Source organism: Streptomyces pactum (assembly GCF_016031615.1).
Taxonomy (GTDB): Bacteria; Actinomycetota; Actinomycetes; order Streptomycetales; family Streptomycetaceae; genus Streptomyces; species Streptomyces pactus.
This window is the reverse complement of sequence record NZ_JACYXC010000001.1, coordinates 5751154-5763198: the sequence shown is the minus strand read 5'-3', so window position 1 is coordinate 5763198 and position 12045 is coordinate 5751154. Positions and strand designations below refer to the sequence as shown.

General features: G+C 75.0%; 11 protein-coding genes. 6 read left to right on the top strand and 5 right to left on the bottom strand.

Annotated features, from left to right (window positions below; translation table 11 throughout):
• Nucleotides 1–3: 3 nt before the first annotated feature.
• On the bottom strand, nucleotides 4–657 hold the full coding sequence (locus tag IHE55_RS22635; protein WP_197990700.1) for a response regulator transcription factor: 654 nt from the start codon (nucleotides 655–657) through the stop codon (nucleotides 4–6).
• 433 nt (nucleotides 658–1090) lie between these two features.
• On the opposite strand from IHE55_RS22635, the gene IHE55_RS22630 reads away from it, so the two are divergent.
• Nucleotides 1091–1264, top strand: coding sequence for a hypothetical protein (locus IHE55_RS22630; RefSeq protein WP_197990699.1), 174 nt, complete (start codon nucleotides 1091–1093; stop codon nucleotides 1262–1264).
• Nucleotides 1265–1482: 218 nt separating this feature from the next.
• Here IHE55_RS22630 and IHE55_RS22625 read toward each other — a convergent pair whose 3' ends face one another.
• Entirely contained in the window at nucleotides 1483–2283 is an 801-nt protein-coding gene (locus tag IHE55_RS22625; protein WP_197990698.1) for an inositol monophosphatase family protein, read from the bottom strand.
• A gap of 59 nt (nucleotides 2284–2342) precedes the next feature.
• Nucleotides 2343–3551, bottom strand: coding sequence for a ferrochelatase (locus IHE55_RS22620; RefSeq protein ID WP_197990697.1), 1209 nt, complete (start codon nucleotides 3549–3551; stop codon nucleotides 2343–2345).
• Between the two features lie 197 nt (nucleotides 3552–3748).
• On the opposite strand from IHE55_RS22620, the gene IHE55_RS22615 reads away from it, so the two are divergent.
• From IHE55_RS22615 to sepH, 4 genes are all read left to right on the top strand, one after another.
• The gene (locus IHE55_RS22615) at nucleotides 3749–5020 is read left to right on the top strand and encodes an MFS transporter (RefSeq protein ID WP_197990696.1); all 1272 of its coding nucleotides are present in this window, start codon (nucleotides 3749–3751) and stop codon (nucleotides 5018–5020) included.
• Nucleotides 4980–6308 carry a D-arabinono-1,4-lactone oxidase gene (locus tag IHE55_RS22610; protein ID WP_197990695.1) on the top strand — a complete coding sequence of 443 codons (1329 nt, stop codon included), beginning with the start codon at nucleotides 4980–4982 and terminating at the stop codon, nucleotides 6306–6308. Before IHE55_RS22615 ends, IHE55_RS22610 begins: the two co-directional genes overlap by 41 nt.
• 655 nt (nucleotides 6309–6963) lie before the next feature.
• Complete coding sequence (locus tag IHE55_RS22605) at nucleotides 6964–7110, top strand: hypothetical protein (RefSeq protein WP_197990694.1); 147 nt, start codon at nucleotides 6964–6966, stop codon at nucleotides 7108–7110.
• A gap of 550 nt (nucleotides 7111–7660) precedes the next feature.
• Nucleotides 7661–8737: a septation protein SepH gene (gene sepH / locus IHE55_RS22600; protein ID WP_197990693.1), complete on the top strand. Its 1077-nt coding sequence runs from the start codon at nucleotides 7661–7663 to the stop codon at nucleotides 8735–8737.
• A gap of 670 nt (nucleotides 8738–9407) precedes the next feature.
• On the opposite strand, the gene IHE55_RS22595 is transcribed toward sepH, so the two are convergent.
• Nucleotides 9408–10244 carry a sulfurtransferase gene (locus IHE55_RS22595; RefSeq protein ID WP_197990692.1) on the bottom strand — a complete coding sequence of 279 codons (837 nt, stop codon included), beginning with the start codon at nucleotides 10242–10244 and terminating at the stop codon, nucleotides 9408–9410.
• A gap of 283 nt (nucleotides 10245–10527) precedes the next feature.
• Here IHE55_RS22595 and IHE55_RS22590 point away from each other — a divergent pair, with 283 nt between their 5' ends.
• Nucleotides 10528–11304, top strand: coding sequence for a VOC family protein (locus tag IHE55_RS22590; RefSeq protein WP_197990691.1), 777 nt, complete (start codon nucleotides 10528–10530; stop codon nucleotides 11302–11304).
• On the opposite strand, the gene IHE55_RS22585 is transcribed toward IHE55_RS22590, so the two are convergent.
• Nucleotides 11279–11962, bottom strand: a complete 684-nt coding sequence (locus IHE55_RS22585) for a thymidine kinase (protein WP_197990690.1) — start codon at nucleotides 11960–11962, stop codon at nucleotides 11279–11281. The genes IHE55_RS22590 and IHE55_RS22585 overlap by 26 nt on opposite strands.
• Between the last annotated feature and the right edge of the window lie 83 nt (nucleotides 11963–12045).

Here is a 12045-nt window from a genome sequence, read left to right as displayed (position 1 = left end):
CGGTCAGATCCGGTATCCGGAGCCGGGCACGGTGACGATCACCGGCGGCTCGCCGAGCTTGCGGCGGAGCGTCATCACCGTGACCCGCACCACGTTGGTGAACGGGTCGGTGTTCTCGTCCCACGCCTTCTCCAGCAGCTGCTCGGCCGAGACCACCGCCCCCTCGCTGCGCATGAGCACCTCCAGCACCGCGAACTCCTTCGGTGCGAGCTGGATCTCCCGGCCGTCCCGGAAGACCTCGCGGCGGTTCGGGTCCAGCTTGATCCCGGCGCGCTCCAGCACCGGCGGCAGCGCCACCGTGGTGCGCCGGCCCAGCGCCCGCACCCGGGCGATCAGCTCGCTGAAGGCGAACGGCTTCGGCAGGTAGTCGTCCGCGCCGATCTCCAGCCCGGCGACCCGGTCGCTGACGTCACCGGAGGCGGTGAGCATCAGCACCCGGGTCGGCATGCCCAGCTCCACGACCTTGCGGCACACGTCGTCCCCGTGGACCAGGGGCAGGTCGCGGTCGAGGACCACGACGTCGTAGTCGTTCACCGCGATCCGCTCCAGGGCGGCGGCCCCGTCGTACACGACGTCCACGGCCATGGCCTCCCGGCGCAGACCGGTGGCCACCGCATCGGCGAGCAGCTGCTCGTCCTCGACGACGAGTACACGCACGTCGCTGTCCTTCCTTCGTGGGCACCTCGGGGTGGGCGCGGCGGAGCGGCCCCGTCGGCGCGCCAGGCGTTCGATGAGCGCCTCCATCCTGCCTCCAAGGCCGGTAAACCGGGGGTAAGAGGCCTGTGGGGGCGGTGGCCGGCGGGACGGTGGCCCACCGGTTGCCCACGGATGGACCGCCGGGGAACGGACAGGCGTCCCCGGAGAATTCACTCGTTTTCCCGCGGGGTCGATGTTTCCCGGGCATCCGCCGTGGGGAGGACGAGTCACACACCCCGCGATCACGCCCTGATCCACAGGCGCGCCACCACTCGTGTCGCCTGGCTCCGGACGGGGACGCCCATGTGATCGCCGTCACCCCGGCCGCGGCCGGGGCCCCCAAGGGCACACCCCCGTGCCGCCGACCCTTTTACCCAAGACGAGGGGGCGCCAAATGGACGCGTTCACCGCAGGCATTCTGCAGCGTATAGAGACCACCCGGTCGGATCTCGCGCGCGCCCGTGAGACGGGTGACGACTTCCTCGCCGACGTGGAGCTGGCCGAGCTGGAAGACCTCCAGCGGCTGGCCGCGGAGCACGGTGTGGAGGTCGGCGCCGCGACCGTCTGACCCGAGCACGACGGAGCGCCCCGGTGCCGCAGGGCACCGGGGCGCTCGTGCGCGTCCCCGCCCGGCCTTCCCGGGCACCGGCGCGCCGGGCATCCGCACTCGGGCGTCCGCACTCCGCCCGGCCCCTGTCACCGTGGAGCCCCGTGGCGCCTGTCGCCGCCACCCGGGTGACCGGCACACGGCGCGCCGGGGCCCGGCGGTGGCCCGTCGCCGCGACGTCAGTCGTGCCAGGCGCCCAGCTCCTCCAGCAGCCCCTGCAGCTCCTCGAAGAGGCCCGGAACGGCCGCGACGGTCAGGTCACCGTCGGCGGGCCTGCCGGGCCGGCCGCCGGTCAGCGCGCCGGCCTCGCGGGCTATCAGCTCGCCCGCCGCCAGGTCCCAGGGGTTGAGGCCGCGCTCGTAGTAGGCGTCGAGCCGGCCGCAGGCCACGTCGCACAGGTCGATGGCCGCCGAGCCGCCCCGCCGGATGTCCCGCACCCTGGGCAGCAGCGTGCGCAGCACCTCCGCCTGCGCGGCGCGGCGCCGGGCCAGGTAGGCGAAGCCGGTGCCGAGCAGCGCCTGCTCGAAGGGCGGCGTGGGGCGCACCCGCACCCGCTCCCCGTTGCGGTGCGCGCCGCCGCCGAGGACCGCGTGGTAGGTCTCCCGGCGCATCGGGGCGGCGACCACGCCCACCAGCGTCACCCCGTCCCGCTCGGCGGCGATCGACACCGACCAGGACGGCAGGCCGTACAGGTAGTTCACCGTGCCGTCGATGGGGTCCACCACCCAGCGCACCCCGCTGCTGCCCGGGGTGCTGGCGCCCTCCTCCCCCAGCACCCCGTCGTCCGGGCGTCGCTCGGCGAGGAAGTCGGTGATCAGCCGTTCGGCGGCCAGGTCCATCTCGGTGACCACGTCGATCGGGCTGGTCTTGGTGGACGCCACCCCCAGGTCGGCGGGGCGGCCGTCGCGCAGCAGCGCCCCCGCCCGCTCGGCGGCCTCCAGGGCCACGCTCAGAAGTTCCTGCTCCAGCTGCTCGCTCACGCTGCTCCTCGTTCCTCGCTGCTGCTGCGGCGCGGGCCGTCCGGGCCCGGCCGCGGGGTTCAGGCGTACGGGCTGTCGGCGCCCGCCGCGGCCGGACGCGGGGTCCGCGCCGGACAGCAGCCGACCGGGCACACGTCGTGGCTGGGCCCCAGCGACCCCAGCGCGCAGCGGCGGGGCGCGGTGGGGCCCGTCTCCCCGGCGCCCGGCGCGGCGTCCGCGTCCCCGGCGGCGAGCCGTTCGGTGGCGGCCCGCTCCAGGACCAGCTCCCGGACCGCCGCTGCGAAGCGGGGGTCGGCACCGACGGTGGCGGCGCGGGCGACCGGCAGGCCCAGCTCGGCGGCCTTGGCGGCGGCCTCGGTGTCGAGGTCGTACCTGACCTCCATGTGGTCGGAGACGAAGCCGATCGGCACCATCACCGCGCCCGGCACCCCGGCGCCGTGCAGCTCTTCGAGGTGGTCGCAGATGTCCGGCTCCAGCCAGGGGATGTGCGGGGCGCCGCTGCGGGACTGGTAGACCAGCCGCCAGGGGCGCTCGGCACCGGTCTCCTCGCGCACCGCGTCGGCGATCAGCCGGGCCACGTCCAGGTGCTGGGCGACGTACGCGCCGCCGCGCCCGTCCTCGGTGTGCGCCTCCACCGGCCCGGAGGTGTCGGCCGCGGCGGTCGGGATGGAGTGGGTGGTGAACGCCAGGTGGGCGCCGTCCCGGACCTCGGCGGGCAGCTCGGCGAGGGCGGCGAGCGTGGCGTCCACCATCGGGCGGACGAAGCCGGGGTGGTTGAAGTAGTGCCGCAGCTTGTCCACGCGGGGCAGCGGCAGGCCCTCCGCCTCCAGCGCGGCCAGCGCGTCGGCGAGGTTCTCGCGGTACTGCCGGCAGCCGGAGTACGAGGCGTAGGCGCTGGTGGTGAGGGTGAGGATGCGCCGGTGGCCGTCGGCGACCATCTCGCGCAGGGTGTCGGTGAGGTACGGCGCCCAGTTGCGGTTGCCCCAGTACACGGGCAGCTCCACACCGTGCTCGGCGAAGTCCTTCCGGATCGCCGCCAGCAGCTCGCGGTTCTGGGCGTTGATCGGGCTGACCCCGTCGAAGAGGTAGTAGTGGCGGCCCACCTCCTTCAGCCGCTCACGCGGGATGCCGCGGCCGCGGGTGACGTTCTCCAGGAACGGGACGACGTCGTCCGGGCCCTCGGGGCCGCCGAAGGAGAGCAGCAGCAGGGCGTCGTAGGGCGCGCCCTGGGCCGCGGGGCGGGGCGCTGGGGAGTGCTGGGCGGACATGCCTCCGATCCTGCCACCCGGCCCCGACAGCCCCGGAACCGACACCGCCGCGCGGCCGGCCGGACCCGGCACCGCCGCCGGCCGGCCCGGGTCGGCACCGGGGCGGCCGCGCGGTAATTCGACTGCGGGGCCCGGGGACGCACCGTAAGCTGTATGGGCATCCCACGTTCCTTACCTGCTGATGGCGGAGCCTTCCCTTGCCCAGTCCCTACCGCAAGATCTTCGCCGCCCACGGGGCCAGGAACTTCTCGGCCGCCGGATTCCTGGGCCGGATGACGCTGTCCATGACCGGTATCGGCGTGGTCACCATGATTTCGCAGATCACCGGCCGGTACGGGCTGGCCGGGGCGGTCGCGGCCACCCTGGCGCTGTCCGCCGCCGCGATCGGTCCGCAGATCTCCCGGCTGGTGGACCGGCACGGTCAGCGGCGGGTGCTCCGTCCGGCCACCGTGGTGTCGGCGCTGGCGGTGGCCGGGCTGCTGGTGAGCGCGAACCAGCGGTGGCCGGACTGGACGCTGTTCGCCTTCGCCGCGGTGGCCGGCTGCGTACCGAGCGTGGGGTCGATGGTCCGGTCCCGCTGGGCCGAGATCTACCGGGGCTCGCCGCAGGAGCTGCACACCGCCTACGCGTTCGAGTCGGTGGTCGACGAGGTGTGCTTCATCTTCGGCCCGATCCTGTCGATCGGCCTGTCCACCACCTGGTTCCCCGAGGCCGGGCCGCTGCTGGCCCTGGTCTTCCTGGTGACCGGCGTCTTCTGGCTCACCGCCCAGCGGGCCACCGAGCCGCGGCCGCACCCGCGCGAGCACCACACCGCCGGTTCGGCGCTGCGCTCCCGAGGGCTCCAGGTGCTGGTGGCCACCTTCGTGGCGACCGGCGCGATCTTCGGCGCGGTGGACGTGGTGACGGTGGCCTTCGCCGAGGAGGAGGGCAGCAAGGGTGCGGCCAGCGTGGTGCTCGCGATCTACGCGCTCGGCTCCTGCACCGCGGGACTGGTCTACGGGCTGCTGCCGCTCTCCGGTTCCGCGCCCCGTCGATGGCTGCTGGGTGTGTGCGTGATGGCCGCGAGTATGATCCCCCTCCAATTGGTCGGGAACCTGCCGCTGCTGGCCGTGGCGCTCTTCGTCGCGGGCCTGTCCGTCGCACCGACGATGGTGACCACCATGGGCCTGATCGAGCAGCATGTACCACGCGCCAACCTCACCGAGGGCATGACCTGGGTGAGCACCGGCCTCGCGGTCGGGGTGGCGCTGGGCTCCTCGGCGGCCGGGGTGGTGGTGGACCGGGCCGGGGCGGACGCCGGATACGCCGTGGCCGGCGTGGCCGGTGTGGTCGCGGCGGTGGTGGCGTTCCTGGGCTACCGCCGGCTGCGGCCGGCGGCCGAGCCGGCGGGGGCAGCCCCGCCGGAGGCGACGGGAGGGCCGGAGACGGATGACCGTACTGAGGACCACACGCGGCAGCACCTGGCGTAACTGGGCGGGGAACGTGACCGTCGAACCGGCCCGCACGGTGGCCCCCTCCTCCACCGAGGAGCTGGCCGCGGCGGTGCGGGAGGCGGTGGAGGCGGGGCTGCCGGTGAAGGCCGCCGGCACCGGGCACTCCTTCACCTCCGTGGCGGCCACCGAGGGGCTGCTGATCCGGCCGGAGCGGCTGGTGGGGGTGCAGCGGCTGGACCGCGCCGCGGGCACCGTGACGGTGGCGGCGGGCACCCCGCTGTGGCAGCTGAACCGGACCCTGTCGGCGTACGGCCTGTCCCTGACCAACATGGGGGACGTGATGGCGCAGACCGTCGCGGGAGCCACCAGTACCGGCACGCACGGCACCGGCCGGGCGAGCGCCTCCCTCTCCGCCCAGATCACGGCGGTGGAGCTGGTGACGGCCGACGGCTCGGTGCTGCGCTGTTCGGCGGACGGCGGACCCGAGGAGGCGGAGGTCTTCGGCGCCGCCCGGCTGGGGCTGGGCGCCCTCGGCGTGATCAGCGCGCTCACCTTCGCGGTGGAGCCGGAGTTCTGGCTGCAAGCCCGCGAGGAGCCGATGGCCTGGAGCCGGGTGACGGCCGAGTTCGACCAGCTGACCGCGGAGAACGAGCACTTCGAGTTCTACTGGTTCCCGCACACCGACCGGTGCGTCACCAAGCGGAACAACCGCTGCCCCGGGCCCGCCGCCCCGCTGGGGCGGGTGAGCGGCTGGATCGAGGACGAACTGCTGTCGAACGGCGTCTTCCGGGCCGCCTGTGCGCTGGGCCGGGCGGTGCCGGCCACCGTCCCGGGGATCGCCCGGGTCTCCAGCCGGGCGCTGTCGGCCCGGACCTACACCGACGTCCCGTACCGGGTCTTCACCAGCCCGCGCCGGGTGCGCTTCGTGGAGATGGAGTACGCCGTGCCGCGGGCGGCGGCCGTCCCGGCGCTGCGCGAGCTGCGGTCGGCGATCGAGCGTTCCGGGTTCCGGGTGAGCTTCCCGGTGGAGGTGCGGACCGCGCCCGCCGACGAGGTGCCGCTGTCCACCGCGTACGGCCGGGACACGGCGTACATCGCGGTGCACATGTACCGGGGCACCCCGTACCGGGCGTACTTCAGTGCGGTCGAGCAGATCATGGTCGCGCACGGCGGACGGCCGCACTGGGGGAAGCTGCACACCCGGGACGCGGCGTACCTGGCCGAGGCGTACCCGCGGTTCGGGGAGTTCCTGGCGGTGCGGGACCGGCTCGACCCGGACCGGGTCTTCGGCAACGACCACCTGCGGCGGGTGCTGGGGTCCTGATCCGGGCTCAGCCGCCGGGCGGTGTGGACTGCGCGGCGGGCGGCGGCGTCGGCACGAGGGTACCGCCGGAGCCGGACGGCCGGGGCGGAACGGTTCCGCCGGAGGGCGCCGGGGCCCGGGGTGGCGGGGTCCTCGGTGGCGGTGCCGTCGCCGGTCGGCGCCGGGCGGGCCGGGGGCCGTACCCTCCCGGTCCTGGTCCCGGTCCTCGCGGCCGGTCCCGGACGGCCGGGCGGGGCGGTCGCCTCCGCCGGTGCCGGCCGAGGGTCCGGGGGCCGGGTCCCGCGGTGTGGTCCCCCCGGAGGCGGGGCGGCCGGAGTCCGGGGCGGGCGCCGGGTGCCGCGCCGGGTGACGGCCGACGCTGCCGCCCACCGTGGTGCCGGCGCGGTCCTGGCCCCAGAGGTTGGACAGCGGCCCGCCGGCGAGGAGTTCGATCCCGGTGACGGTGCCCATGGCGAGCACGAAGACCGCACCGGCCGCCACCAGGGTGCGCCGGCCGCCGCGAAGCCGGGTGCCGTGCACGGTCGGCGCCCCGTACGCACCGGCCACCGCCCGGGGCGGACCGCCGGTGCCGCGACCGGGCCGGGAACGCCCCCCGCTTCCGTGCCCGGGCCCGGGGTGGCGGAGCGGGCGAGCGGCCGGTCGCAGCACCTCGCCGGTGAGCCGGAACAGGTGCTGGAGGAGGGAACCGCCCGCGGTCGCCACCACGCTGACCACGCCGGCGCCGATGATCGTCCCGTACACCCCCAGCCGGGAGGCGAGCACCGCGGCCGTCACCGCGGCCAGCGCGCTGCCGGCGACCTGAGCCACACTCAGATCGATCCGCCGGTTTTCCGCCTTTCCGGCACTTCCCGACGCTTTTCCCTCACTTTCCGGCTTGATGTCCACGTCCTGCCCCAGGTTGACCATTCGTGTCAGCTTGCAGTCATAAATGACCTCTGGGCGAATCACCTGGTTCCGGTTCTGATGGTTCTGTGAAACTTGCCACGCGGGCGCCGTTCGAAAATCCTTTCAACCGGCCCGCTCTCGGCCGACGCCGGCCAACTTGGCTGGCGCGCCGGTCCACCGAAGTGGCCCGAATGGAGTACTGTGGCGAGCCCTGGCCCCGTTATCCCGTCCGGCCGCCCGGACCCAGAGGGAGGGGTCAACCAGCGGCAACACAACCGGCGGCGCCGCGGCACGGCAGGGATTTCGCTGCACAGAGTGACACCTGTCACTATGAGTGGCGAATGAGTCACCGTGCCATAACGGCGGATCGGGGCCCAGGCCCGACACGCCGGGCAACTCGGCAATGTTGTGGCAGGCTGCACCCGGGCAGGCCACACTCGTCTAGCGGGAGAACGGCAGCGACGCACGTGACGTCGGCAGGCACCACCCGGGAGGTCCCCATGCCCGAACTGCGTGTCGTGGCCGTCAGCAACGACGGCACACGGCTGGTGCTCAAGGCTGCGGACAGCACGGAGTACACGCTCCCCATCGACGAGCGGCTGCGTGCTGCCGTGCGCAACGACCGGGCACGTCTGGGCCAGATCGAGATCGAGGTCGAGAGCCATCTGCGGCCCCGGGACATCCAGGCGCGGATAAGAGCGGGTGCCTCCGCCGAGGAAGTCGCCCAGTTGGCCGGAATCCCCGTGGACCGGGTGCGCCGCTTCGAGGGCCCGGTCCTCGCCGAGCGCGCCTTCATGGCCGAACGCGCCCGGAAGACCCCCGTCCGCCGGCCCGGTGAGAACACCGGACCGCAGCTCGGCGAGGCGGTCGCCGAACGGCTGCTGCTGCGCGGGGCGGAGAAGGACACGGCGCAGTGGGACTCCTGGCGCCGGGACGACGGCACCTGGGAGGTGCTGCTGGTCTACCGCGTCGCCGGCGAACCGCACTCCGCCAGCTGGACCTACGACCCGCCCCGGCGGCTGGTCCAGGCGGTGGACGACGAGGCGCGGGCGCTGATCGGCGAGACCGACGACACCCCGGAGCCGAGCTTCCCGTTCGTACCGCGCATCGCCCGGCTGCCCCGCGACCGGGTGCTCGACCGGCCGGAGCGGCCGGACCGCCACCTCCCGGGCCCGCAGCCGGACGGCACCGACGCCGTGGCCTCGGCCGACGACGGCGCAGGTGCGCGCGACTCGCTGACCAGCCTGCTGGAGGCGGTGCCGAACTTCCGGGGCGACATGATCGTTCCGGAGCCGGGCCAGCAGCCCGACGGGCCGGAGGCGGACGACCAGCCGGAGATCATCGAGCCGCCGGCCCCCGCCGCGAGCGCCGGTTCGGCGTACGCCGACGTGCTGATGCCCCGTTCGGTGGCCGGTCACCGTGACCGGCTGATCGGTACCACCGACCGCCAGGCGGAGGCCGACGGCGTCCGCCCCGGCCGCCGGGCCGCGGTGCCGAGCTGGGACGAGATCGTCTTCGGCACCCGGCGCAAGAAGCAGGAGTAGCACGGGTCCGGCGGGGCAGGTGTGACGCGGCCCCGCGGTACGGCCGACCGGCCGGGCGCGGCGGGCCGCCGACGGGGCGTGCCGCGGCGCCGTTGTGCTCCGGAGCCGGTGCCGGCCCGTCCGGGCACGGTCACGAACCGACACGGGTCCGGCGTGCGCCGTGGTGTGCGGGAAGCCCCCCGTCGGCCCGCGGCCTGCCTTCCGCACCACCGCGGTGCCGCTGCTTGTGCCTCTCCGCGCCCCGCCGTGCCCGTTCCGCCAACATGTCACGGGTCGTCAGCTGCCCGCGGCGACCCCGAAGGGGGTGTTCGTACCCCCGTCCCCCGCGGTTCGACGGACGTCCCGCACCGGGCACGGGCAGGAACGCAAGAGGTCTTTCGGCCAGGGTTCCGGTGGCGTGGACCGGGGCGGTCAGCGCCACCCGGATCCGTCGCCGGCGCCGCGCGCCCTCTCCGCCGCCCCCGTCCCTCCCCCGCCGTGCGGAGGCCGTCCGGCACCCGGCGGGCCGGCCCGGTACGGCACTCGGCCCGGTGACGCCCGGACCCGGCGTCCGCCGCTCACCGGGTCCCCACGCGCCCACGACCACCGCACCCGCGTGACGGCGGCGCCCCACTGAAGGCCGGCCCCGGTTCGCCGCTGCCGGGGCCGGCCGCGGCCGCGCGCCCCGGTGTCAGCCGGGCTGCGGGCCGGTGGCAACCGGACGGGACGGGTCGGCGGACCACTCGCTCCACGAGCCGACGTACAGCGCGGCGGGGATCCCGGCGACATCCAGTGCCAGGACCTGGTGGGCGGCGGAGACGCCGGACCCGCAGTACACCCCGACCTCCGCGCCGGGCCCGGCCCCCAGTCCGGCGAACCGGCCGGCGAGCCGGGCGGCGGGCAGCAGCCGGCCGTCGGGCCCGGTGTTCTCGGTGGTGGGGGCCGAGCGGGCGCCGGGGATGTGGCCGCCGACCGGGTCGATGGGCTCCACCTCGCCCCGGTAACGCTCGGCGGCCCGGGCGTCGAGCAGCACCCCGCGGCGGGCCAGCGCCGCGGCCTCGTCGGCGGTCAGTACCGGCATCCCGCCCGGGACCGGGGTGAAGTCGCCCTCGGTGACGTCCGGTTCCTCGGTGGTCAGCGGTCCGCCCTCGGCGGTCCAGGCCGCCAGCCCGCCGTCCAGGACCCGCACCGCCCGGTGGCCGGCCCACCGCAGCAGCCACCAGGCCCGGGCCGCGGCCCACCCCTGGCCACCGTCGTAGACCACCACCGCCCGGTCCGCGGTGACGCCGGCGCGGCGCAGCGCGGCGGTGAGGACGGACAGTTCGGGCAGCGGGTGACGGCCGGCGGCGGAGGGCGGGCCCGCGAGGTCCCGGTCGAGGTCCACGTAGACCGCGCCGGGGAGGTGCCCGGCGCGGTACTCCGGGTACCCGGGCGGCCCGCCGAGCTGCCAGCGGACGTCCAGGAGCACCGGCGGGCGGTCGGCCGCCAGCTCGTTCATGAGTGCGGATGCGGTGATGATGGCAGTCATGGGACCCAATCCTTGCGTAGAGACGCCTGCGCCGAATGGTCCCCCCGCTCACCGGGTGTGCGTCGGATTGACATCATCCGGCAACGGCGCCGAAACGGATGCGGCATACGAATCAGGGCATTCTCCTGCCGGAAGCCGCGGAATACGGCGCGGCCCGGGCACGCGGTGCCACAGGTGGTGCGAGCATCTGCACGAACCCCTGTCCTTATCACCACCGTTCACCTTTCAGGAGCCGATCGGCCTGTGCCGCACGGCTACCACCACGGTCCGAGGAGAGAGTGAGATGACCGAGGCACCGGCTCGGTGCGCACCGGGCACGCCCTGCTGGACGAGTCTGATGGTCCACAGTCTGGCGGCCGGCCAGCACTTCTACCACGAGCTGTTCGGCTGGGACTTCGCGCCCGGACCCCAGCTGCTCGGGTCCTGCGTCCGCGGCACGCTCGACGGCCTGGCGGTCGCCGGGATCGGCGAACTGCCCGCCGAACGGCGGCTGCCCGTGGCCTGGACGACGTATCTGGCGTCGGACGACGCGGACGAGACCGCCGACCGGATCCGCTCCCGCGGCGGGACGGTCGCGGTGGGGCCGCTCGACACCGAGCGGGCCGGGCGGATGCTGATCGCCTCCGACCCGGCCGGCGCGGTCTTCGGGGTCTGGCAGTCCCCCGGCCACGGCGGCACGGAGAGCACCGGGGTGCCCGGCACCCCGGCCTGGCACGAGCTGGTGACCTACGAGAGCGCCGCCGTGGGCGCCTTCTACGAGGCGGTCTTCGGCCACCGGGCACGACGGGAGCCGGCGGCGTCCGGCCCCGGACGCACCACGCTGTACGCGGGTGACCGGCCGGTCGCCGCGATCCGGGGCCGGGACAGCGCCGCGTTCCGCGAGCGCGGGCCGCACTGGCTGACCTACTTCGAGGTGGCGGACGCCGACGCGGCGGCCCGCCGGGTGACCGAGCTGGGCGGGCGGGTGCTCCGGACGCCCTACGAGGCCCCCATCGGCCGGTGCGCCGAGGTGACCGACCCCGAGGGGGCGGTGTTCACGGTCGTGCGGCGGAGCGGCTGAGCGAGGGGGCCGGGGCGTCCACGGGCAGCACATCCGGGGAGAGCGCGGCGGCGCGGGCCGCCGCCGCGGTCATCCGTCGGCGGTGGTGGCGCCGGCACAGCACCTCGTAACCGACCTCGCCGCCCTGCCCGTTGACGTCCCCGACCACCACCTGGGCCCCCTCGACGACCATCCGGCCGCCGACCGTGCGGGCGTTGTGGGTGGCCCGGGCACCGCACCAGCACAACGCCTCGACCTGCAGCACCTCGATGCGGTCGGCGAGTTCGACCAGCCGCTGGGAGCCGGGGAAGAGCTTGGTGCGGAAGTCGGTGGTGATGCCGAAGGCGAAGACGTCCAGTTCCAGGTCGTCGACGATCCGGGCGAGCTGGTCGATCTGCTCGGGGGCGAGGAACTGGGCCTCGTCCGCGATGACGTAGTCCACCCGGCCGCCGGCGGTCAGCCGGGCCACCACGTGCGCGTACAGGTCGAGGCCCTCGGCCGCCTCGACCGCGTCGGTGACCAGTCCGAGCCGGGAGGAGAGTTTGCCGGCGCCCGCCCGGTCGTCCCGGGTGAAGATCAGCCCCTGCAGCCCGCGGGCCGAGCGGTTGTGCTCGATCTGCAGAGCGAGGGTGCTCTTTCCGCAGTCCATGGTTCCGGAGAAGAACACCAGCTCGGGCATGGCGGGAGGAAGCCTTTCGACGATCGGGGGGAGGTGGCGGGGGCGGGGGGCCCGCAGGAGCGTCCGCCCGGCGGGCGGGTCCG

Excerpts from the sequence above, each read along its gene's own strand:
- IHE55_RS22630 (WP_197990699.1), top strand. The coding sequence starts at position 1,091 with ATGGACGCGTTCACCGCAGGCATTCTGCAGCGTATAGAGACCACCCGG.
- IHE55_RS22620 (WP_197990697.1), bottom strand. The coding sequence starts at position 3,551 with ATGTCCGCCCAGCACTCCCCAGCGCCCCGCCCCGCGGCCCAGGGCGCG.
- IHE55_RS22610 (WP_197990695.1), top strand. The coding sequence starts at position 4,980 with ATGACCGTACTGAGGACCACACGCGGCAGCACCTGGCGTAACTGGGCG.
- IHE55_RS22595 (WP_197990692.1), bottom strand. The coding sequence starts at position 10,244 with ATGACTGCCATCATCACCGCATCCGCACTCATGAACGAGCTGGCGGCC.
- IHE55_RS22590 (WP_197990691.1), top strand. The coding sequence starts at position 10,528 with ATGACCGAGGCACCGGCTCGGTGCGCACCGGGCACGCCCTGCTGGACG.
- IHE55_RS22585 (WP_197990690.1), bottom strand. The coding sequence starts at position 11,962 with ATGCCCGAGCTGGTGTTCTTCTCCGGAACCATGGACTGCGGAAAGAGC.